A 21121-nucleotide genomic window follows, 5' to 3' on the forward strand; every position below is an offset into this window, starting at 1 on the left:
CTAGTGCGCCTCGCGCTTCAGCACCCACGGGATGACTTCACCCAGCCCGGTGAGGAATACGGTCGGGTGGGGTACGGCGCGAGCCAGGTTGCTACCGCTGATCGCGTCCGCGACCGCTTGGTCCACCAGCAGCGTGCCCGGATCGGCCGCGGAGGTCAGCCGCGCGGCCCGGTTCACGACCGTGCCGTACACGTCGCCCAACCGGGCAAGGACCCGGCCCTTGGCCATTCCCACGCGCATCCGGGGGATCACGTCGTCCTCGGCGGCCAGATCCAGCAGATCGAACCCGATCGCGACCGCGCCCTCGACGGTGGTGTGGGAGAACAGCACTTCATCGCCCACCGTCTTGATCAGGGCGCCGCCGTGCGACGCGACGATGTCCGAGGCGGTCGCTTCGAAGCGTGAGACGAGTTTGGCCAGTTCGCGTTCGGACAGTTCCCGCACCAACTGGGTGAAGTTCACCAGGTCGGCGAAGCCGATGGTGCGCACCACCCCGACGTGGCTCTCCGGCTCGGCGTCGGCGATCAACCGCGAAATGGCGACCGCCAGGTTGCGGCGCATCACGTAGTTGAGCAACGGCTCGAAGGTGTCCATCACCTGCACGGTCCGCTCCGCGGCGAGGAACGCTGTACGCGAATCGAAACCTTCGTTCTCGCCGGCGACCATGTCGGTGATCAGCTGCAACGCCCACATGGCCAGCCGATCGGTCGTGCGCCCGACCGCACGCGCCAGGCCAAGGGCCGTGGTGGTGTCCAGCGCCCCCTCGGCCATGGCCTCGTGCAGCCGTCGCAGCGCCTCAGCGTCGGCCTCGGTGAAGACCAGATCCTCGTCGCGGGGACTGGCGAACCCCAGAGCCCGCCAGATCAACCGCGTGGTCTCGGTGTCCGTCCCGACCGCGTGCGCCACATCCGCCCGGCGCATGGTGCGCGGCGAACCGAGCAGCTCCGACTCCAGCTGGTCGACGAACACCGCGGGGTCCGGTTGCTGGACCTTGAAGAACTCGTCGTCGATCTCGACGGTGTCCCGGGGCCGCACGTGGACCACGTCTCCCGCGGCGTGCGGAATCTGTCCGCCCTGCGCATCCTGCAGAACGATCCGGCCCATGTCGTCGACGGCGACCGCTCGACCGACCTCGACCGGTCCGTCGCCGAGACTGATCTGCACCTGCTGACCGATGGTGACGCAGCTGGCCCGGTAGGTGTGATCCAGGCTGCCGTCGACCCAGGCGCCGCTGGTGCTGGAGAGCTCCTCCAACACCGTCGCGATGAGTTCTTCACGGCCGACGACGGCACCGCACAGCGACAGCGACGTGGCTCCGGGAAGCGGCAACTCCTCGCGGGCCTGGTACACGTTGATGCCCATCCCGATGATCACCAGCGGCTCCGGTGCACCCACGACGTTGCACAGGATGCCGGCCACCTTGCGCCACTCGTCGTGCAGGGTCGCCCGGGCCAGAACGTCATTTGGCCATTTCAGCCCCAGCTCGACATCGGTCAACCGGCGCAGACTGCGACGCAACGCCACACCGACCAGCAACGGCACCCAACCCCAGCGCGCCGGGTCCTCGGGCAGCGGCATGCTGACCGACAGGGCAACCGAGCTGCCGGGCGGGGCTTGCCACACCCGGTCCAAGCGGCCGCGGCCGGCGCTCTGGAAGTCCGCGGTGAGCGCGGTGAACGGCCGCGCGTCGCGCATCAACTCCTCGTTGGTGGACCCGACCTCGTCACGGACGTCGATCCCGGCCCACACCGTGCCGGCCAGACGCTCGCGCAACGCGTCGGCATCAAGATGGTGGCTCACGACACAAGGCTAGAGTCTTGACGCATGAGCGCCGTCGCCACTCCCGATCCTTCGTCCGCTCCGGATCCCCACTCGACCGCCGGCCGGTTGGCGGAGTTGGACCGCCGCCTGGATGACGCGGTGCACGCCGGGTCGGACCGGGCGATCGAGAAACAGCACGCCAAAGGCAAGTTGACCGCCCGCGAACGGATCGACGCGTTGCTCGACGAAGGCTCGTTCACCGAGTTGGACGCCCTGGCCCGGCACCGCTCCGTCGCGTTCGGTCAGGACAAGAATCGCCCGTACGGCGATGGCGTGGTGACCGGGTACGGCACCATCGACGGGCGCACGGTCTGCGTGTTCTCCCAGGACTTCACCGTCTTCGGCGGCTCCCTGGGTGAGGTCTTCGGCGAGAAGATCGTCAAGGTCATGGACCTGGCACTCAAGATCGGCTGCCCGGTGGTCGGCATCAACGATTCCGGCGGCGCCCGTATCCAGGAAGGGGTGGTCGCGCTCGGTCTCTACGCCGAGATCTTCCGCCGCAACGTGCTGTCCTCGGGTGTCATCCCGCAGATCTCCCTGGTCGTCGGCCCGTGCGCCGGCGGAGCGGTCTACTCCCCCGCGATGACCGACTTCACCGTCATGGTCGACCAGACCTCGCACATGTTCGTCACCGGTCCGGACGTCATCAAGACCGTCACGGGCGAAGACGTCGGCATGGAGGAGTTGGGCGGCGCCCGCACCCACAACACCCGCTCCGGTGTCGCGCACTACATGGCCAGCGACGAGCAGGATGCCATCGACTACGTCAAGGACCTGCTGTCCTACCTGCCGGCCAACAACATGGACGACCCGGTCCTCTACCCGGCCGGCGAGATCGGCGAGCCGACCGACGACGATCTGGCGCTGGACACCCTCATCCCCGACTCGGCCAATGTGCCCTACGACATCGTCACGGCGGTCCGGGCGGTGTGCGACGACGGCGAGTTCTTGCAGGTGCAGGAACTCTTCGCGCCCAACATCGTCTGCGGCTTCGGCCGGGTCGACGGGTCGCCGGTCGGCGTGATCGCCAACCAGCCGCTGCAACTGGCCGGCACTCTCAACATCGACGCTTCGGAGAAGGCCGCCCGCTTCGTGCGCACCTGCGACGCCTTCAACATCCCGATCCTCACCTTCGTCGACGTCCCGGGCTTCTTGCCCGGCACCGACCAGGAGTGGGGCGGCATCATCCGCCGGGGCGCCAAACTGCTCTACGCCTACTGCGAGGCAACGGTGCCGTTGGTCACCGTGATCACCCGCAAGGCCTACGGCGGCGCCTACGACGTGATGGGTTCCAAGCACATCGGCGCCGACATCAACCTGGCCTGGCCCACCGCGCAGATCGCGGTCATGGGCGCTCAGGGCGCGGTCAACATCCTGCACCGACGCGAGCTGAAGAAGGTCGCCGAGAAGCACGACGACGCCGCCGTGCAGACCCGCCGGCAGGAACTGATCACCGAGTACGAGGACACCCTGGCCAACCCGTACATCGCTGCGGAGCGCGGTTACGTCGATGCGGTGATCCAGCCCTCGCAGACCCGGATCGAGGTCACCAAGGCGTTGCGGGCACTCAAGACCAAACGGGAGAAACTGCCGCCCAAGAAGCACGGGAACATCCCGCTGTGACCCTCACGATCGTCTCGGGCAACCCGACCCCGGAGGAACTGGCCGCCCTGGTCGCCGTCCTGGCCGCCGCGAAACCGCCCGCCCCCGCGCCTGCGCCGCGCTCTCGGTGGCAGGGCCGGACCCCGTGGGCGTCGCGGTCCTGGCACGGGCGCTAACGTCGAGGCGTGACTGAGCCCACTCGCACTCCCACCGCCATCGATGCCGTCGCCGAGGACTACCACCGCGCCTACCTGGAGCTTTCGCCTACTGCCGCAACGGCATTGGGCGTCCCTGGCCACGACGGCGAGTTGGATGACTACTCCCCCGCCGGCCTGGCGGCCAAGACCGACCTCGCACGTACGACGCTCGCCCGGCTGACCGACGCGGCTCCCGTCGACGACGTGGACCGGGTGACGCTCGACGCCATGAACGAACGGCTCGGCCTACAGGTGGAATTCGCGGAGGCCGGCCTCGACCGGATGGACCTGAACAACATCGCCTCCCCGTTCCAGGAGATGCGCGACATCCTCGACCTGATGTCGACCGATACGGCAGCGCAGCGCGCAGACCTGGCCGCCCGCTTACGAGCGATGCCGACCGCCCTGGACCAGTGGTTCGAGTCACTGCATTCCGCCGCCGCAGAAGGCCACGTGGCCGCCGCGCGACAGGTCAAGGCGTGCATGAGCCAGGCCGGGGACAACACGGCACCGGGTGGGTACTTCGCCACGCTCGGATCGACGTACCCGGACATCGCCGACGCGGCCACCGTTGCCGCGCAGGCTTATTCACGCGCTGCGGATCGCCTGCGCGATGAGATCCTGCCGCTCGCACCGGAGGCCGACGCGGTCGGCCAGGACCGCTACCGGTTGAGCTCACGGCAGTTCCTCGGCGCTACCATCGATCTGGCGGAGACCTACGCGTGGGGCCAGGAAGAACTCGCGCGCATCGTCGCCGACATGGAGCAGACCGCGCAGCGGATCAAACCCGGTGCCTCCCCGCGCGAAGCGATGGACGTCCTCGACGCCGACCCGGCGTATCAGTTGCACGGCACCGATGAGTTGCAGCGCTGGATGCAGGGCAAAGCCGACCAGGCGATCACCGACCTGGCCGGGACGCACTTCGACATCCCCGAGCCGGTCCGCACCATCCAGTGCATGATTGCCCCCACCACTTCGGGCGGTATCTACTACACCGGACCCAGCGAGGACTTCTCCCGGCCCGGCCGCATGTGGTGGGCCGTGCCCAAGGGCGTGACCGACTTCGGAACCTGGCGGGAGTTGACCACCGTCTACCACGAGGGCGTACCCGGCCACCATCTGCAAGTGGGTCAGACGATGTACCGCAGCGCATTGCTGAATTCCTGGCGGCGGATGGACGTGTGGGTGTCCGGTTCCGGCGAGGGCTGGGCACTGTACGCCGAGCGGTTGATGGACGAGTTGGGGTACCTGTCCGATCCGGGTGACCGGATGGGCATGCTGGACGGACAGTCGCTGCGCGCCGCGCGGGTCGTGCTCGACATCGGCGTCCACTGCGGGTTCGAGGCACCGGCCGAGGTCGGTGGCGGGTCATGGGACTACGACAAAGCCTGGGCGTTCCTGAAGGCACACGCCAACATGGCCGACGGCTTCCTGCGCTTTGAGTTGGATCGCTACCTCGGCTGGCCGGGCCAGGCCCCGTCGTACAAGATCGGCGAGCGCCTGTGGCGCCAGTTGCGCGCGGATGTCCAAGCGGCACAGGCGGATTCGTACGACGCCAAGGCATTCCACCGCAAGGCCCTCGACGTGGGCTCGATCGGCCTGGACGCTCTGCGGACCGCCGTGTTGCGGGAGTTCGACCTGCTCTGAGGCAGTCGGCGCCAATCTGAACGCAATCTGCGCGCCGCCTGCCAAGTGGCTGGCAATCCTTCGGATCGGCTCCCGCGGAGCTAGGCGCCCCAGCGCCGTACTTCTACGCTGGCGCGATTCACGGGTCAGTGTCGCCCCGGGCCCGTCGACCCATGGAGGTTGCCATGTCCGCTGTCGTCACCGAGGGCCCCGAGACCACCCCGGGCGGCTTGCACCGCACCGTGGGCTTCTGGGGTCTGTCCTTCGTGTCATTGGGTTCGATCATCGGTTCCGGCTGGCTGCTGGGGGCGCTGACTGCGGCGACCATCGCCGGGGGCGGTGGTTCGCTGATCAGCTGGATCCTCGCCGCGATCATGCTGACGGTGCTGGCGCTGATCCACGCCGATCTGGGCGCCGCCTACCCGGTCGCCGGCGGGACGTCGCGCTACCCGCACTTCGCGTTCGGCGGCCTCGCCGGCTTCGCGGCCGGCTGGACGACCTACCTGCAGGCGGTGGCGATCGCGCCGCTGGAGGTCGAGGCCTCCTTGGGCTACGTGAACTCGATCGATGCGGTGAAGTCGCACGTGAAGCTGGTCAACACCAACGGCACCCTGACCGTGACCGGCATCGTGATCGGCGTCGTGGCGATGCTGGTCTTCATGCTGATCAACCTGGCCGGCGCCAAATGGATGTCGGACAGCAATACCGCCATCGTGCTGTGGAAGATCGCCGTCCCACTTCTGACCATCATCACCTTGCTGATCGTCAGCTTCCATCCGGGCAACTTCACCGCGGGCGGGGGCTTCGCACCGTACGGCTTCCACGGCATCTTCGCCGCACTGCCCGCCGGTGTGGTCTTCGCCCTCCAGGGCTTCGAGCAGGCCACCCAGATGGCCGGGGAAGCCAAGAACCCGCAGAAGGACGTCGCCAAGGCAATCATCCTGGCGATGATCATCGGTGCCGTCATCTACATCGGACTCGAGGTCGCCTTCGTCGGTGCCGTGAACCCGGCGAACGTCGTGCACAACTGGCAGCACCCGATCGGCGCCGGCGACTACGGCCCGTACTACACCCTCGCCATCAACGCGGGCGTCGGCTGGCTGGCCACCGTCCTGATCATCGACGCCGTCATCTCCCCCGGCGGCACCGGCCTGATCTACGTCGGCACCACCGCCCGGATCTCCTACGCCCTGGGCCTGCCGGACTCGCTGACCAAGGTCAACAAGCGCGGTGTGCCGGTCTGGTCGGTGATCGTGGCGACTGCTTTCGGCGTCCTCTTCCTGCTGCCGGCACCCAGTTGGCAGGAGTTGGTGGGGCTGATCACCGGCGCCACGGCGCTGATGTACGCGTTCGCCCCGATCGCCCTCGGCGCCCTCAGGCACTCCGATCCCGACCGCGAACACCCCTACCGGGTGCCCTTCCCGGCCGTCACCCTGCCGGTGGGCTTCATCTTCGCCAACCTGATCGTCTACTGGGGCACGTTCACCTCGACCTGGAAGCTGTCCATCGGTCTGCTCATCGGTGGCCTCATCTATCTGATCGCGACACGGGTCAACGCCAAGAACGTGGACCCGGACCGCTCCCGCTGGCGGTTCGCGATCTGGCTGATCACCTGGCAGGTAGGGATGATCGTCGTGGGCTGGCTGGGCAACTACGGCGGTCGGGGCTGGCTGCCCGATGACTGGGATGCTCTGGTGGTGGCCGTGCTGTCGCTGGGGCTCTACTACTTCGCCGTCCTGAAGATGGCCTACCCGCGCGAAGAGGTCGAGCCCGTCGTGGATGCGGACCTGGAGCACCTCGGCGATCTGCGAACCTCACCCGGCATCGCCTGACCCGCGCCCGGCCCAGGTGACAATGGGCCGTGCACATCGCCGTACCTCTCCTCCTGCTGCTCACCGGGGCGATCGCCGTCGGCGTCCTCGCCGAGCGTTTCCGGGTCTCCGCACCGCTGGTGCTGGTGGCGGTCGGAGCGGCGCTGTCCTTCGTGCCGGGCATGCCCCGGATCGAGGTGAACCCTGAATTCATCCTGCTGGGCCTGCTGCCGCCGCTGCTGTTCGCCGCCGCCTCCCAGACCTCCTTGGTCGACCTGCGCCGGGACCGGCGCCAGATCCTCAGCTTGTCGATGCTGCTGGTGCTCTTCACAGCCTTCGGAGTGTCCCTGATCGCGTGGTGGTTGATGGGCATCCCGTACGCCGCGGCGCTGGCCCTCGGTGCCATCGTCGCCCCGCCCGACGCGGTCGCAGCAACAGCGGTAGCCCGGCGAATGGGTCTGCCACGCCGTGTCGTTGCCGTGCTGGAGGGCGAGTCGCTCTTCAACGACGCCACGGCACTGGTCACCGTCAACACGGCCAAGAGCATCCTGATCAGCGGCAGCGTGACCGTGCTGGCCGTCACCGGGCAGCTGGCCCTGGCCGTCGTCGGCGGCGTCGCGGTCGGAATGCTCGCGTACGTCGTGCTGGCCTGGGTCAGGCGCCAGGTCACCGACACGACGATCAGCGTGGCCATCTCCTACCTGACACCGTGGCTGGCCTACCTTCCGGCCGAGGCCATCCACGCCTCAGGGGTGTTCGCCGTCGTCATCTGCGGGGTGCTGCTCGCCCACCAAGCACCCAGCATCCAGACCGCCGCCTCCCGGGTCTCCGAACGCCTGAACTGGCAGTCGTTGCAATACGTCCTGGAAAGCGTCGTCTTCCTGCTCATCGGCCTGGAGGTGCGCACCATCGTCGAGGACGTACGCCCCAGCACCATCGGTGCGGCCGTCCTGGTGCTCCTCACGGTGATGCTGCTGCGCCCGGTCTACGTCATGACCATCGGTTTCCTCAGCTGGCGGCTGCGCCCGGACGACCCGAACAACCTGCGACCCCGGGAGGCGGCGGTCGTGTCCTGGGCCGGGATGCGCGGGGTGGTGACGCTCGCCGCGGCGTTCCTGCTGCCGGAGCAGACCCCGCAGCGTGAGCAGTTGATCTTCATCGCGCTCTTCGTCACCATCGGCACGCTCATCATCCAGGGCTTCAGCCTGAGCCACGTGGCTCGCGCCCTGCACCTGCACGGTCCGGATCCCCGCGAGGATGCGCTGCAACTGGCCCAGATCATCCAGGCCGCCACCCAGGCGGGTGACAAACGCCTGGAAGAGGAGCTGGATCCTCGCGTGCCCGAGAACGTCGTGGAGGCACTGCGCCGGCAGAACGAGAACCGCGCCAACCTGGCGTGGGAGCAACTGGGCCGACCCGACCACGACACCGACACCCCGACCGAGGAGTACCGCCGGCTGCGCCTGTCGATGCTGGACGCCGAGCGCGGCAAGGTCCTGAAGATGCGGGACAACGCGCTGGCCGACCACGCGCTGCTGGCCAACGTGCTGGAGCAGCTGGACATCGAGGAGTCGATGATCGGCTACGTCCATGGCACGCAGGACGACCTGCGCGATCGGATCCTGCTCACGCCGGAGCCGCGACGTGGAGCGTGCGAGCATCTGCGCGATGCCCCCGTGGCCGTGGATCCGCAGACACCGCAAGGGTGTCCGGACTGCAAGCGCGAAGGAACGGTCCCGGTGCACCTGCGTCTGTGCCTGACGTGCGGCAACGTCGGCTGCTGCGACTCCTCCGTCGGGCAGCACGCGCGGCGGCACTTCGAGGACACCGGTCACCCGGTGATGCGCTCGTTCGAACCCGGCGAGGGGTGGATGTGGTGCTACGTCGATAAGTTGCCGGGGTGAGCGAATTCGTCCTGGCCTCGGCCTCCCCGCCCGCCTGAAGACGCTGCGTAGCGCGGGCCTGGACCCGCGCGTCATCGTGTCCGGGGTCGACGAGCCGGCGACCCTGGCCCATGCGCAGGCGACGTACGGCGATCTGGCGCCGATCGACGTACCTCTCCTGCTCGCCCGGGCCAAGGCGCAGGATGTCGCCCCGCAGGCCCCGCAGGCGCTGGTCCTCGGCTGTGACTCGGTGCTGGAGTTCGACGGTGAGGTCCTCGGCAAACCGGCCGACGCGGCGGAGGCCACCGCACGATGGCGCCGGATGCGCGGTCACACCGGCGTGCTGCACACCGGGCACTGGCTGGTCCTCGGCGACGCGGCGACGGGTGCCACCGTCTCGACGAAGGTGCACTTCGCCGAGGTGGACGATGAAGAGATCGACTTCTACGTGGCGACCGGTGAACCGCTGCACGTCGCCGGGGCGTTCACCATCGACGGGATCGGTGGCGCGTTCGTCAGCGGTATCGAGGGCGATCACCACAATGTCATCGGCGTCAGCCTGCCCGCGTTGCGCGAACTGACTACCCAGTTGGGCATTGCATGGATCACATTGCTTCGCTAATCATCGCTACCGTTGAGGGATGCCCACTCCGCTGACATCGGACCAACGCAACTCCTTCGCCGCCGCCTACCTCGGCTGGGCGATGGACGCGTTCGACTACTTCCTGGTCGTGCTCATCTATGCCGACATCGCCAAGGACTTCGACGTCCCGCTGACCAAAATGGCGCTGATCACCACGATGACGCTGATCATGCGGCCGGTCGGCGCATTCCTCTTCGGGTTGTGGGCCGACCGCAAGGGCCGGCGGATCCCGTTGATGACCAACGTGGCTTTCTACAGCACCGTGGGTTTCCTGTGCGCGTTCGCACCGAACTTCTGGGTCCTGATCGTGCTGCGGATGCTCTACGGCATCGGGATGGGCGGCGAATGGGGTCTGGGTGCGGCCCTGGCCATGGAGAAGATTCCCGCCGAGCGACGGGGCTTCTTCTCCGGATTCCTGCAGAGCGGCTACTCGATGGGCTACCTGTTCGCCGCACTGGCCTTCCTGCTGCTGAACACCTGGTGGGGGCTGAACTGGCGGTGGATGTTCGCCCTGTCGGTCATCCCGGCGGCCATCTCGCTGTTGATCCGCGCCCGCGTCAAGGAGTCCGAAGTGTGGGAGCAGACCCGCGAACGGGTCAAGGCCACCAAGACACGCACCCGCGACATCTTCTCCAACCCGGTGATCTGGAAACGGTTCGTCTACCTGGTCCTGCTGATGACCGCCTTCAACTGGATGAGCCACGGCACCCAGGACGTCTACCCCACCTTCTTGAAGGCCACCAACGATCACGGCGCCGGCCTGGCCAAGAGCACCGCCACCTGGATCGCGGTCGTCTACAACATCGGCGCGATCATCGGCGGGCTCATCGCCGGTGCCCTGTCGGAGAGATACGGTCGCAAGGCGATCATCATCGGCTGCGCGGTCCTTGCCCTGCCCATCGTGCCGATCTTCGCCTACTCCACGACAGCAGGCATGTTGACGCTCGGCTCCTTCCTGATGCAGGTCATGGTGCAGGGCGCGTGGGGTGTCATCCCGGCGCACCTGACCGAACTGTCTCCCGATGAGATTCGCGGGTTCTACCCCGGGGTCACCTATCAGCTCGGTAACTGCCTGGCCGCGTTCAACCTGCCGATCCAGGAGGCGCTGGCCGGATCACACGGCTACCCGTTCGCGCTGGCGGCGACGATCGTGCCGGTGCTGATCGCGGTGATCGTGCTGACCGCGCTGGGCAAGGAGAACAAGGGCGCCGCCTTCGGCCGGTCGTCGATCATTTCTGATCCGGCTCCCGCTCGAAGTCCACTGTGATCTCCTCGAAGCCCTTGTAGCGCTGGGCCCGGGCCCGGCCGGCGTACATCGCCCGGTCGGCCCGGGTCAGTTCCACGTTGTCGCTGAACGGGGTCAGCAGGGCACGGGGGTAGAGCCGTTTGCGCCACACCACGTTGAGCTCCATGGCCAGGATCAGGCTCATCGCGACCAGATAGACGAAGGCCAGCAGACCCAGGACGATCGCGAACACCCCGTCCACGCTCGAGGACTTGGCCACCACCCCCGACACGTACGACGCGCCGAACCCTTGGAGGACACGCAGCGCGATCGTTGCGAGGATCGCACCCGGTAGGACGTCCCAGGGCCGCACCCGCGACGAGGCGCTCAGTTGGAAGATGAAGGCGATCGACGCCACGATGACCGGTAAGGCGGCAGCGTCGGCAATCAGGCCGCTGTGCTCACCGAGGAACGTCCACCTGCTGAGGATCACGTTGGCCAGGCTCACCCCGAAGACGCCGATGCCCATGATCAGGATGATCAGGATCGACTTGCCGCGTGCGACAAAGGGATTGGGGCGGTTGTTGCGCGGTACCTGCCACACCTGGTTCGAGACGTACTGGATCGCCTGGGCTGCGCCCAGCGCACCGTAGAGGGCCACGATCACTCCGACGAGAATGGCCGCCCAACTACCGCTGAGGCGTTGCGGGGTCTTCAGCTGGTCCCCGATCACCGGGAACTCACTCAACGCGGAATCGATCAGTTCCTGCTGGAGGTGCGGATGACCCTGCAGGACGATCGACAGCACGGTGCTGGCGAGCAACAACAGCGGGAAGATCGAGACGAAGGCGTAGTAGGTGACCAGCGCCGCCAGATAGGTGCCGTAGTCGTCGAAGAACTTGTAGAGCACCCCGATCGGGAAGCCGAGGACGGCGTGCCGCTGCTGGAAGGCGTCCACGCGCCGGATCAGCGACATGCCCGAACGTTACCCTCACTAACGTGACTGAGCCGTGGTTCCCCGACCCCGACGCCGTGAGTACGGCGCTCGGCCGGGCCGGATACCTGCCCGACGATGCGATCGCGACGACCGTCTTCCTGGCCGACCACCTGGCCCGCCCGCTCCTGCTGGAGGGACCGGCCGGTGTCGGCAAGACCGCCCTCGCAGCGGCCCTGGCCCGCGCGACCGGTGCCGACCTGATCCGTCTGCAGTGTTACGAAGGGGTCGACGAAGCCCGAGCCCTCTACGAGTGGAACCACGCCGCCCAACTTTTGCGCATCACCGCTGCCGGCGACGACTCCAGCGTCTTCACCGAGGAGTTCCTGCTGCCCCGACCCTTGCTGCAGGCAGTCCGCAGCCCGGCGCGCGCCGTACTTCTGGTCGATGAACTCGACAAAGCGGACGAGGAGATGGAGGGCCTTCTGCTGGAGCTGCTCTCGGAGTTCCAGGTGACCATCCCCGAGTTGGGCACGGTCAAGGCCGAGCATGCACCGCTGGTCATCCTGACCTCCAACGCCCAGCGCGAGCTGTCCGAGGCATTGCGGCGGCGGTGCCTCTACCTGCATCTGGACTATCCGACCCAGGAGCGTGAGCGGGAGATCGTGCAGTTGCACGCGCCCGGCCTGCCGCAGGCCCTCAACGACTCGGTGGTGCGTACCGTTGCCGCGCTGCGCGACCTGGACCTGCGCAAGGCGCCCTCCATCTCCGAGACGGTCGACTGGGCGCGCACCCTGCTCGCTCTCGGTGCCGACGACCTCGATCCGGCGCTGGTGGAACGCACCCTCGGGGTGGTGCTCAAACACCAGAGCGACATCGACACCGTGCGCGCGGCATGGCTGAAGTAGCCGACCGGCTGGTCCTGTTCACCCATGCGCTGCGTGAGCACGGCGTACCCGTCGGCACCAGCGAGGGCATCGACGCGGCGCTTGCGGCGCAGACCCTCGGCTTCGCCGACCGGGACCGGTTGCGGGCGGGACTGGCCAGCGCACTCACCGGGTCCCCGGCCGAACGGGCCATCTTCGATCCGCTCTTCGACCTGTACTTCCCCCTCGCGGTAGGAGTCCGGGCGGTCGAGGACCGTGACCTGCTTGCGGAGCTGAGTACCGCTCTGGCCCAGAACGATTCGCTGGACCAGCTGGCCGTGGATGCGGTCACCCAACACGGTCGGGTCGGCTCCGGCTGGTCGGCGCAACAGACGCTGCAGCAGCTTCGACCGGAGCGGGCGATCGCCGGCGCGGTGAAAGGCGACGGCGGCTTTTCCCAGGCGTACGAGCGCGACGAGCTGCGTGCCCGGGTCGGCCGGTTCCGGGAGCTGGTCGAGGCCGAGGCGCGCCGGCGCAACGCGGAGATCCGCGGCGTGGAGCAGATCAGCCGGTACGCCGTCGACAAGACCCTGCTCGAACGTGACCTGCTCGGCCTGGGACCGGGTGACCTTGCCGCCCTGAAAGCCGAATTGGTCCCGCTGGCAAAGAAACTCGCGGCCCGCCTCAGGGCCAGGGAGACCGCACGCGGCCCGATCGACGTACGGCGCACCATGCGTTCGTCGATGTCCACCGGTGGGGTGCCGATGGACCCGGTGTACCGCAAGCGCAGCAAACACCGACCCGACCTGGTGGTGCTGGCCGACCTGTCCGGATCGGTGGGCGGGTTCTCGATGTTCACGTTGCTGCTCCTCAAGGCACTGCACAGCCACTTCCGCCGGTTGCGCGTGCTGGGTTTCGTCAGCAGCGCCGCCGACATCACCGACCTGATCACCGGGGATCTGCTCTCCGGCTCGCTGACCTACTGGGCGCTCGAACGACCCGAGCTGACCCGACGCGGACGCTCCAGCAACTACGAGCAGTCGCTGCGCGACCTCGCAGCGGCAGACGGTCTCACCTCGCGCACCACGTTGCTCATCCTGGGCGACGCGCGCAGCAACCACGCCCGCCCGGACCTGGACACGTTGGAGACCATCCGCCGCACGGTGCGCCGGGTGTACTGGCTCAATCCGGAGGCCCGCTCGAGGTGGGACACTGGCGACTCGGTCGCCTCGGCGTACGGGCAGATCGTGCCCATGCACGAGGTCCGCACGGCAGCCGGCCTGCGACACTTCGTCGAACGCGTTCTGTGACTCACTAGAGTCAGGTCCATGCCGTCCGTGTCGAAGGTCCTCATCGCCAACCGGGGCGAAATCGCCGTCCGCGTCGCCCGCGCCTGCAAAGACGCAGGCATCACCTCCGTGGCGGTCTACGCCGATCCGGACAGGGACGCGCTGCACGTGCGGGTCGCCGACGAGGCCTACGCGTTGGGCGGCGCAACGCCCGGGGAGTCCTACCTGAAGCAGGACAAGCTGCTGGAGGTCGCGGCCCAGTGCGGTGCCGATGCGGTGCACCCGGGCTACGGGTTCCTCTCCGAGAACGCCGACTTCGCCCAGGCCGTCATCGACGCCGGGCTGACCTGGATCGGGCCGCCGCCGGCCGCGATCGATTCGCTCGGGGACAAGGTCAAGGCGCGGCACATCGCGACGAAAGCCGGTGCGCCGCTGGTGCCGGGCACCAACGATCCCGTCGCCGACGCCGACGAGGTCGTCGCCTTCGCGCGCGAGCACGGCCTGCCGGTGGCGATCAAGGCGGCGTACGGCGGTGGCGGGCGCGGTCTGAAGGTGGCCCGCACGCTGGAGGAGATTCCCGAGCTCTACGACTCGGCCGTGCGCGAAGCGGTCACGGCGTTCGGCCGCGGCGAGTGCTTCGTCGAGCGGTTCCTGGACAAGCCGCGGCACGTGGAGACGCAGTGCCTCGCTGACACAACCGGCAACGTGGTGGTCGTGTCGACGCGGGATTGTTCCCTGCAGCGACGCAACCAGAAGCTGGTCGAGGAGGCTCCCGCGCCGTACCTCACCGATGAGCAGCACGACGAGCTGGTGCGCGCCTCCAAAGCCATTCTGCGCGAAGCGAATTACGTCGGCGCGGGCACCTGCGAGTTCCTCGTCGGGCAGGACGGCGTCATCTCGTTCCTGGAGGTCAACACCCGCCTGCAGGTCGAGCACCCGGTCTCCGAAGAGGTCACCGGGATCGACCTGGTGCGCGAGCAGTTCCGCATCGCCGCCGGTGGCACGCTGGACTACCCCGACCCGGTCCCGCACGCACACTCCATCGAGTTCCGGATCAACGGCGAGGACGCGGGGCGGGGCTTCCTGCCCGCGCCCGGAACCGTCACCGTCTTCGAGGCGCCGTCCGGTCCCGGCGTGCGCGTCGACTCGGGGGTCGTCAGTGGTGACGTCATCGGCGGCGCGTTCGACTCGATGCTGGCCAAGCTGATCGTGACGGGGGCGGACCGACAGCAGGCTCTCGAACGCTCCCGGCGCGCATTGGACGAGTTGGTGATCGAGGGGATGCCGACGGTCGTGCCGTTCCACCGGGTGGTCGTTCGGGACCCGGCGTTCGCCACCGACGACGACACGCCGTTCACCATCCACACCCGGTGGATCGAGACAGAGTTCGACAACCGGATCCCGGCGTACTCGGGGCCGGTCGCCGACGGCGACGAACCGCAGGAGCGGCAGAGCCTGGTCGTCGAGGTCGACGGTAAGCGCCTGGAGGTGAGCCTGCCCGCGGGCTTCTCCGGAACCGCGCCGGCACCGGGCGGGCCGGCCAAGCGCAAGAAGCGCGCCGGCAGCGGCGGGGCGACGGTGTCCGGAGACGCTCTGGCCGCGCCCATGCAGGGCACCATCGTCAAGGTGCTGGTCGCCGACGGCGATCAGGTCGCGACGGGTGACACCGTGGTGGTGCTGGAAGCGATGAAGATGGAGCAGCCGATCACCGCGCACAAGGACGGCACGGTCAGCGGGTTGTCGGCCAGCGTGGGCGAGACCGTCACCTCCGGCACCGTGCTCGCGACGATCACTGACTGAGCTGCAACTGCTCCGCGTCGAGAGCTACCACGTCGGCGGCGTCGAGGTTCAGGATGCCGAGGACCAGGATGCCGATCGTGTGACGTAGGTATCGCTCGCGAGCGGCCGGCTGCAGCTTCATCGAACTCACGACGATGCCCTCGAGGGAGGACACGAGGGCTTTGGAGCGCATCTCGGGCGCGGAGATGCCCATCCGTTCGATGATGGTCTCGACGATGAACGCCATCATCTCGCGCCAGTGGTTGGCGGCCGGTGCGAGCGTCGGCTTGCGCAGTGACTCGAAGCTCAACTCGCCCATCGCGATCACCAGGGTTGCGTCCCGCGTCCAGCCGTGCAGCAGCCGCGTGCAGGCGTTGACCACGAACACGCGGTTCAGGATCTGCTCGTCGGAGAACCCCTCGCCCATCGCCGCCACATCACTGGTGAACCGCGCGCCGACGTGCTCGGTGAGCGCGGTCAGCAGGGCCAGTCGGGTGCGGTAGTAGACCGAGCAGGTGCCTTCTGGTAGCCCGGCCTCACGGTCGACCGCTCGGTGGGTCAGGCCGCGCAAACCCTGCTCGGCCACAACCGCCGCCGCCGATTCGAGCAGATGCAACTGCCGGGCGGCGGTTCCCTCCGGACGGCTCCGGCGGCTACGTACGGCGCGACGGCGCTCGAGGGACTTCGACACGCGCTCAGCGTAGCCCCGGCTTACGGTGGTGGTATGAGATGGGGCAACCTGCTTCCGCTGCTGGTGGTCATTGCGCTCGCGGTGGCCTACGTCCGGTGGGTGCGGCCACGCATCCGGCAGGCGCGCTACGACCGGTGGGAACGCGAGGGCCTCTTGCCGGAACAGACGGGTGAGCGACGTCACGACGATTCGGCTTGAGGCGGTTCTTTCTACACTTGTAGTCTCGACGACGTCGGATCACTACACGTGTAGAAAGGACTTGCTCGTGGCTGACATCACTTTCGCCGTCACGGCGTTTGCGATCATCGGCGGGATCGCCGCACTGCTCTCGATCGGCACCTATGCGGTGGTTCTGACCCACTTCTTCGTGGAGAACCGCAAGGTGCGCCTGGCCAGCCGCGAAGCTCTTGTCCCGTACTACCGCGACGGATGGAAGCACGGTTTCGCCACTGCCTAAGGTGGCGTATGACCAATCCCGATCCGCATCCGCTCGAAGTTCCGATCCACGCTGCGCCGTGTGCGGGGCACAGTGAACTGCTGAACCCGCGCGATGTGCCTTTGGGCGGGTTGCGAGCGATGACGGTCCGGCGGACCCTGCCCCAGCGGTCCCGGAGCCTGATCGGCGCTTGGTGCTTCGCCGACCATTACGGCCCCGACGACATCTCCCGGACCGGCGGGATGCAGGTCGCCCCGCATCCGCACACCGGATTGGCCACTGTCAGTTGGCTTTTCGAGGGCCGGATCGAGCACCGCGATTCGGCCGGCCACGTCCAGGCGGTCCTGCCGGGGGAGCTGAACCTGATGAACGCCGGCCGCGGGATCAGTCACTCTGAGATCTCGGACGCCTCGGGACCCGCGACCTTGCACGGCGCCCAACTGTGGCTGGCCCTGCCGGACCGATATCGGTTCAGCGACCCGGCGTTGCTGCACTTCGTGCCTCCGGTCAGCGAATCCGACGGCGTCCGCCTCCGCGTCTTCCTGGGCGCCCTCGCGGGGCAGTTTAGCCCGGTCCCGACGTACTCCCCGTGCTCGGCGCCCAACTCGACTTCGCCCCCGGGGCTCGCGTGGAGATCGATCTGGAGCCGGACTTCGAGTACGGCGTCCTGGTCGACTCAGGGCACCTCACCGCCGCCGGTGAACCGGTGGCTCCCGCGCAGCTGCGGTACTTCCCACCGGGCGCGCGCCGGCTGTCCCTGGGGGCCGGGGACGAACCGGCCCGGATGATCCTGTTGGGCGGTGAGCCGCTGGGCGAGTCCCTGATCATGTGGTGGAACTTCGTCGGTCGCGATCACGACGAGATCGTGGCGTTCCGAGAGGAATGGCAACGCCAGATCACCCGTGACGGCGCGCTGATCACCGACACCCAGGACAGCGCGCCAGGGCAGTTCGGAATAGCCAAAGGCGATCATCTGCCGCCGATCCCGGCCCCGCCGATGCCCGGGACCCGGCTGAAGCCCCGCGGCTGACCCGCTACTCGCGCTTCGGCGCCGTGAAGCCGTCCCAAATGACCTCTGCGAAGTGCCGCTCGAGACCGGACGGCGGCTGCCGCCGCCGGGTTCCGGGTGGCCGTGGCGGAGTGCTGATCATGGTCAGCCGGCCGACGCGATGGGTGACCTTCTCCGCGCCGCCGGTCACGAAGTAGCCGGGGAGTTCCTTGGTGTAGTTGCATCGTTCGCAACCGGCCTCGGCGTTGGCGGCAGTGGTCTTCCCGCCCTCAGCCGCCGGCGTGATGTGGTCGATGTGCTTGACCGGGGACTCGCAGAACGGCGTACGGCAGCGCTGGTCGCGGAGTGTGATGAACTCGCGCAACAACCCGCGGTAGGTGCGCGAGCTGGATTCCATGCCGATGAGTTCGTCGTGTCCGGGAGCGGTGAAGATCCGCCGTACGGCCGGACCGTCCTCGTCGGGGCAGGCGGCGATCAGGTCGCGGGCGAGGTGACCGGGGATCGTGCCGTACCCCTCCAGGTGACCGGACGCATCCTTGATGAGCGCCTCGATGGGAATCATGAGGTTCACCCGGACATCCACCGGTGCCGGTTCGCCGGCCGCCCGTCCGGTCACACGGGACACCAGGGCGTCGGCCATAGCCCGACCGCGATCTGCGGCGCTTGCCTTCGCAACGTCGTCGGCGGCTTGTAGTGCTTGAACGCAGGCCAAGCCCTCCCGCACCGGCAGCAGCGCAGTCAGACGCAGCATCGAGTCCGGTGCCGAACGCCAGTTGACGTGACGATCCTGCGCGGCGGCGATCGCGCGCACCTGGGCGAGGTCCGGGTCGAGCCGGTTGACCACGCAGCGGGTAGCTTCCCGCAGTCCGCGGTCGCCCAGGCGGTGCCACCGATCGGAGATCTCATCGGCCACCTGTGCGCGGGCCGCGGGATCGAGACCGTCGGTCTCGCGGACCAGGATGGCTGCCTGCTCCTCACCCAGTTCGCCCGCGCGCATCGCGTCGAGGATCGACGGCATCTCGTGGGTGAGCACCTGTGCCTGACGCACCAGCCGGGCCGCCGCCGCCGGATGCCTGCGACGAGCGAATCCGACGGCGACGGCGGTGACCCGTGCCGCCCACCCCGCGGCCACCTTCGTCTCGGGCCGCAGCCGGTCCTTCGCGTCGGTCACCAACCGGGCGGTCAACTCGATCTGCCGGGCGCTGACCGCGTGCTTGAGGTACTCCAGCTCCCGGATGAGCACATCGCCGATCCGGGCTGAATCAAATTGCCCCGCAGTCGAATTGATCCGCGACCGACATTCGCGCACGAGGGCGAGCGCGGCCTGTTCGGCCTCGGTCAACACCTCGTTCTCATCCATAGCCCAAACGTAGACTGAGGGTCTGACAACATCGGACTCATGCCCGCGGACGATGAGGAAAGTGCCCGCATCGCCTACGACCGGACCGCCGATGCCTACGCGCAGTTGTTCACTGCAACCGAACCGGAGCAGCCGATCGACCTTGCGATGATCGACCACTTCGCGGGGCTGCTTCCATCGCCGCGCCGGGTCCCGCGCTACCGGTTCACGGTCGGCAGTCTTCGGCACCTCGGCTACCCGGACGACTCCTTCGACGGGGTGTTCTCCTCGTACTCGACCATCCATAACCCCGACGAGGACCTCGATCGGATATTCGCCGAGATGGCCCGGGTGACGCGGCCCGGCGGCTTGGTGCTGCTTGCTTTCCAGGTCGGACACGGCGTACGCCGGGTGGGCAAGTATTTGCGGGCGGCGTCCGGCCACGATGTCACCCTGAACCGCTACCACCGGTCCGTAGCGCAGATCATCAGCCAGCTCGCAGCGAGGTCGATCCTCAGGCCGTCGTCATCGGCGCGCGCGGCTAGGACTCCAGCGTGTGCAGGCGGCGCGCTGCCTCGGTGATCGACCCGGTCATCGAGGGGTAGACCGAGAACGTGGACGCCAGCTGATCCACGGTCAGCCGGTTCTGCACCGCGATGCCGATCGGGAAGATCAACTCCGAGGCCTGCGGCGCCACGACCACACCACCGACGATGGTGTTGGAACCGGGCCGGGCGAACAGCTTCACGAAACCGTCGGTGATGTTGCGCATCTTGGCCCGCGGGTTCGTCGACAACGGCAAGGTCACCGTGCGCGCCTCGACCTTGCCCTCGTCGATGTCCGCCATCGAATAGCCCACCGTCGCGATCTCCGGATCGGTGAAGATGTTGGCGCACACACCGCGTAGGTTCAGCGGCGCCACGGCGTCACCCAGCGCGTGGAACATCGCGATCCGGCCCTGCATCGCCGCCACGGACGCCAGCGGATAGACCCCGGTGCAGTCTCCGGCGGCGTAGATACCCGGAACGCTCGTCCGTGAGACCCGGTCGACCACGATATGTCCCGAAGCAGTCGTCTCAACACCGGCCGCCTGCAGCCCGATGCCCTCGGTCTGCGGGATGGCACCCACGGCCAGCAGTGCGTGCGACCCTTCGACGGTCCGGCCGTCGTCCAAGGTGACGACGACCGAGTCGCCGACCCGCTCCGCGCCGACCGCGCGCGACTTGTTCAGCACGTTCATCCCGCGCCGGCGGAAAACGTTCTCGATGACGGTTGCCGCGTCCGCGTCCTGGCCGGGCAGCACCCGGTCGCGCGAGGAGACCAGCGTGACCTCGCAGCCCAGGCCGAGGTAGGCGTGCGCCAACTCGGCGCCGGTGACGCCCGACCCCACGACGATCAGGTGCTTGGGCAGCTCGGGCAGGTCGTAGATCTGCTGCCACGTCAGGATCCGCTCACCATCGGGTACGGCGGTCGGCAACTGGCGGGGCGTCGTACCCACCGCGAGCAGGATGGTGTCAGCTCCGAACTCGCGCCCCACGCCGTTGGCCCCCTCGGCGTACACCCGCCCACGGTCGACGATCTGCCCGACACCGTCGAAGATCTGCACGCCGGCGCTCTCGCACTGCGCACGGATATCCAAGCTCTGCGCCTTGGCCAGGCGCACGATGCGGTGGTTGATCTGCTGCACCTCGGCATGCGCGTGCTGGTCCAGTTCGCTGGTGTCGAAGCCCACGCCGAGCCGGCCGGCCGCCTCGAACCGGGACATGAAGTCCGACGTCGCGATCAGGGCCTTGCTGGGCACGCAGTCGGTGAGAACGGCGGCGCCGCCCATGCCTTCCTTCTCGATCACGGTGACCATGGCGCCGAGTTGGGCACCGACGAGGGCCGCCTCGTAGCCACCCGGGCCACCACCGATCACGACTACGGAGCGCTTTCGAGTCGTCACGGCCCTCATCCTTCCACGGACGCCC

19 protein-coding genes and 1 pseudogene are annotated in these 21121 nt (G+C 68.0%); 15 read left to right on the forward strand and 5 right to left on the reverse strand.

What is annotated here, in order from left to right; genetic code table 11:
• A complete protein-coding gene (locus ACFQBT_RS13600) occupies positions 1–1800 on the reverse strand; it encodes a biotin--[acetyl-CoA-carboxylase] ligase (RefSeq protein WP_377823434.1) in 1800 nt (599 codons plus the stop codon).
• A gap of 24 nt (positions 1801–1824) precedes the next feature.
• Between ACFQBT_RS13600 and ACFQBT_RS13605 the strand changes: the two genes are divergently transcribed.
• The 7 genes from ACFQBT_RS13605 to ACFQBT_RS13635 all read left to right on the forward strand — a co-directional run bounded on the left by ACFQBT_RS13605 (position 1825) and on the right by ACFQBT_RS13635 (position 10850).
• On the forward strand, positions 1825–3444 hold the full coding sequence (locus ACFQBT_RS13605; protein ID WP_377823436.1) for an acyl-CoA carboxylase subunit beta: 1620 nt from the start codon (positions 1825–1827) through the stop codon (positions 3442–3444).
• Positions 3441–3599 carry an acyl-CoA carboxylase epsilon subunit gene (locus tag ACFQBT_RS13610; RefSeq protein WP_377823438.1) on the forward strand — a complete coding sequence of 53 codons (159 nt, stop codon included), beginning with the start codon at positions 3441–3443 and terminating at the stop codon, positions 3597–3599. The genes ACFQBT_RS13605 and ACFQBT_RS13610 overlap by 4 nt, the downstream gene beginning before the upstream one ends.
• A 9-nt stretch (positions 3600–3608) precedes the next feature.
• On the forward strand, positions 3609–5267 hold the full coding sequence (locus ACFQBT_RS13615) for a DUF885 domain-containing protein (protein WP_377823440.1): 1659 nt from the start codon (positions 3609–3611) through the stop codon (positions 5265–5267).
• Between the two features lie 164 nt (positions 5268–5431).
• On the forward strand, positions 5432–7078 hold the full coding sequence (locus ACFQBT_RS13620; RefSeq protein ID WP_377823442.1) for an APC family permease: 1647 nt from the start codon (positions 5432–5434) through the stop codon (positions 7076–7078).
• Positions 7079–7107: 29 nt separating this feature from the next.
• Entirely contained in the window at positions 7108–8961 is a 1854-nt protein-coding gene (locus ACFQBT_RS13625; protein ID WP_377823444.1) for a Na+/H+ antiporter, read from the forward strand.
• A gap of 73 nt (positions 8962–9034) precedes the next feature.
• Entirely contained in the window at positions 9035–9562 is a 528-nt protein-coding gene (locus tag ACFQBT_RS13630; RefSeq protein ID WP_377825493.1) for a Maf family protein, read from the forward strand.
• 19 nt (positions 9563–9581) lie between these two features.
• A complete protein-coding gene (locus ACFQBT_RS13635) occupies positions 9582–10850 on the forward strand; it encodes an MFS transporter (RefSeq protein WP_377823445.1) in 1269 nt (422 codons plus the stop codon).
• On the opposite strand, the gene ACFQBT_RS13640 is transcribed toward ACFQBT_RS13635, so the two are convergent.
• Positions 10813–11784 carry a YihY/virulence factor BrkB family protein gene (locus tag ACFQBT_RS13640; RefSeq protein ID WP_377823446.1) on the reverse strand — a complete coding sequence of 324 codons (972 nt, stop codon included), beginning with the start codon at positions 11782–11784 and terminating at the stop codon, positions 10813–10815. The two genes, ACFQBT_RS13635 and ACFQBT_RS13640, sit on opposite strands and share 38 nt — an antisense overlap.
• A gap of 23 nt (positions 11785–11807) precedes the next feature.
• Here ACFQBT_RS13640 and ACFQBT_RS13645 point away from each other — a divergent pair, with 23 nt between their 5' ends.
• Genes ACFQBT_RS13645 through ACFQBT_RS13655 form a run of 3 tightly spaced genes read left to right on the forward strand, consistent with a single transcriptional unit; the run spans position 11808 to position 15697 of the window.
• Entirely contained in the window at positions 11808–12650 is an 843-nt protein-coding gene (locus ACFQBT_RS13645) for an AAA family ATPase (RefSeq protein ID WP_377823448.1), read from the forward strand.
• Positions 12638–13918, forward strand: a complete 1281-nt coding sequence (locus tag ACFQBT_RS13650; protein ID WP_377823450.1) for a VWA domain-containing protein — start codon at positions 12638–12640, stop codon at positions 13916–13918. Before ACFQBT_RS13645 ends, ACFQBT_RS13650 begins: the two co-directional genes overlap by 13 nt.
• Positions 13919–13936: 18 nt before the next feature.
• The gene (locus tag ACFQBT_RS13655; RefSeq protein ID WP_377823452.1) at positions 13937–15697 is read left to right on the forward strand and encodes an acetyl/propionyl/methylcrotonyl-CoA carboxylase subunit alpha; all 1761 of its coding nucleotides are present in this window, start codon (positions 13937–13939) and stop codon (positions 15695–15697) included.
• On the opposite strand, the gene ACFQBT_RS13660 is transcribed toward ACFQBT_RS13655, so the two are convergent.
• The gene (locus ACFQBT_RS13660; RefSeq protein WP_377823454.1) at positions 15687–16367 is read right to left on the reverse strand and encodes a TetR/AcrR family transcriptional regulator; all 681 of its coding nucleotides are present in this window, start codon (positions 16365–16367) and stop codon (positions 15687–15689) included. The genes ACFQBT_RS13655 and ACFQBT_RS13660 overlap by 11 nt on opposite strands.
• A gap of 33 nt (positions 16368–16400) precedes the next feature.
• On the opposite strand from ACFQBT_RS13660, the gene ACFQBT_RS13665 reads away from it, so the two are divergent.
• The 4 genes and pseudogenes from ACFQBT_RS13665 to ACFQBT_RS13680 all read left to right on the forward strand — a co-directional run bounded on the left by ACFQBT_RS13665 (position 16401) and on the right by ACFQBT_RS13680 (position 17833).
• Positions 16401–16565 (forward strand): hypothetical protein, encoded by a 165-nt coding sequence (locus ACFQBT_RS13665; RefSeq protein ID WP_377823456.1) that lies wholly within the window; start codon positions 16401–16403, stop codon positions 16563–16565.
• 67 nt (positions 16566–16632) lie between these two features.
• Complete coding sequence (locus ACFQBT_RS13670) at positions 16633–16824, forward strand: hypothetical protein (protein ID WP_377823458.1); 192 nt, start codon at positions 16633–16635, stop codon at positions 16822–16824.
• A 119-nt stretch (positions 16825–16943) separates the two neighbouring features.
• Positions 16944–17192 (forward strand): annotated as a pseudogene (locus ACFQBT_RS13675) (pirin family protein); the annotation flags it as partial.
• A gap of 200 nt (positions 17193–17392) precedes the next feature.
• Positions 17393–17833, forward strand: coding sequence for a pirin-like C-terminal cupin domain-containing protein (locus tag ACFQBT_RS13680; RefSeq protein ID WP_377823459.1), 441 nt, complete (start codon positions 17393–17395; stop codon positions 17831–17833).
• A gap of 4 nt (positions 17834–17837) precedes the next feature.
• On the opposite strand, the gene ACFQBT_RS13685 is transcribed toward ACFQBT_RS13680, so the two are convergent.
• On the reverse strand, positions 17838–19172 hold the full coding sequence (locus ACFQBT_RS13685; protein WP_377823461.1) for an HNH endonuclease: 1335 nt from the start codon (positions 19170–19172) through the stop codon (positions 17838–17840).
• 39 nt (positions 19173–19211) lie between these two features.
• Here ACFQBT_RS13685 and ACFQBT_RS13690 point away from each other — a divergent pair, with 39 nt between their 5' ends.
• On the forward strand, positions 19212–19733 hold the full coding sequence (locus tag ACFQBT_RS13690) for a class I SAM-dependent methyltransferase (protein ID WP_377823463.1): 522 nt from the start codon (positions 19212–19214) through the stop codon (positions 19731–19733).
• Here the strand turns inward: ACFQBT_RS13690 and ACFQBT_RS13695 are convergent.
• Positions 19693–21105 carry an NAD(P)H-quinone dehydrogenase gene (locus ACFQBT_RS13695; RefSeq protein WP_377823464.1) on the reverse strand — a complete coding sequence of 471 codons (1413 nt, stop codon included), beginning with the start codon at positions 21103–21105 and terminating at the stop codon, positions 19693–19695. The genes ACFQBT_RS13690 and ACFQBT_RS13695 overlap by 41 nt on opposite strands.
• Between the last annotated feature and the right edge of the window lie 16 nt (positions 21106–21121).

Origin of the sequence: Branchiibius cervicis, assembly GCF_042661605.1 — a bacterium.
Classification (GTDB): Bacteria; Actinomycetota; Actinomycetes; order Actinomycetales; family Dermatophilaceae; genus Branchiibius; species Branchiibius cervicis.

Excerpts from the sequence above, each read along its gene's own strand:
- ACFQBT_RS13695 (WP_377823464.1), bottom strand. The coding sequence starts at position 21,105 with ATGAGGGCCGTGACGACTCGAAAGCGCTCCGTAGTCGTGATCGGTGGT.
- ACFQBT_RS13605 (WP_377823436.1), top strand. The coding sequence starts at position 1,825 with ATGAGCGCCGTCGCCACTCCCGATCCTTCGTCCGCTCCGGATCCCCAC.
- ACFQBT_RS13655 (WP_377823452.1), top strand. The coding sequence starts at position 13,937 with ATGCCGTCCGTGTCGAAGGTCCTCATCGCCAACCGGGGCGAAATCGCC.
- ACFQBT_RS13635 (WP_377823445.1), top strand. The coding sequence starts at position 9,582 with ATGCCCACTCCGCTGACATCGGACCAACGCAACTCCTTCGCCGCCGCC.
- ACFQBT_RS13640 (WP_377823446.1), bottom strand. The coding sequence starts at position 11,784 with ATGTCGCTGATCCGGCGCGTGGACGCCTTCCAGCAGCGGCACGCCGTC.
- ACFQBT_RS13690 (WP_377823463.1), top strand. The coding sequence starts at position 19,212 with ATGCCCGCGGACGATGAGGAAAGTGCCCGCATCGCCTACGACCGGACC.
- ACFQBT_RS13650 (WP_377823450.1), top strand. The coding sequence starts at position 12,638 with ATGGCTGAAGTAGCCGACCGGCTGGTCCTGTTCACCCATGCGCTGCGT.
- ACFQBT_RS13620 (WP_377823442.1), top strand. The coding sequence starts at position 5,432 with ATGTCCGCTGTCGTCACCGAGGGCCCCGAGACCACCCCGGGCGGCTTG.
- ACFQBT_RS13685 (WP_377823461.1), bottom strand. The coding sequence starts at position 19,172 with ATGGATGAGAACGAGGTGTTGACCGAGGCCGAACAGGCCGCGCTCGCC.
- ACFQBT_RS13665 (WP_377823456.1), top strand. The coding sequence starts at position 16,401 with ATGAGATGGGGCAACCTGCTTCCGCTGCTGGTGGTCATTGCGCTCGCG.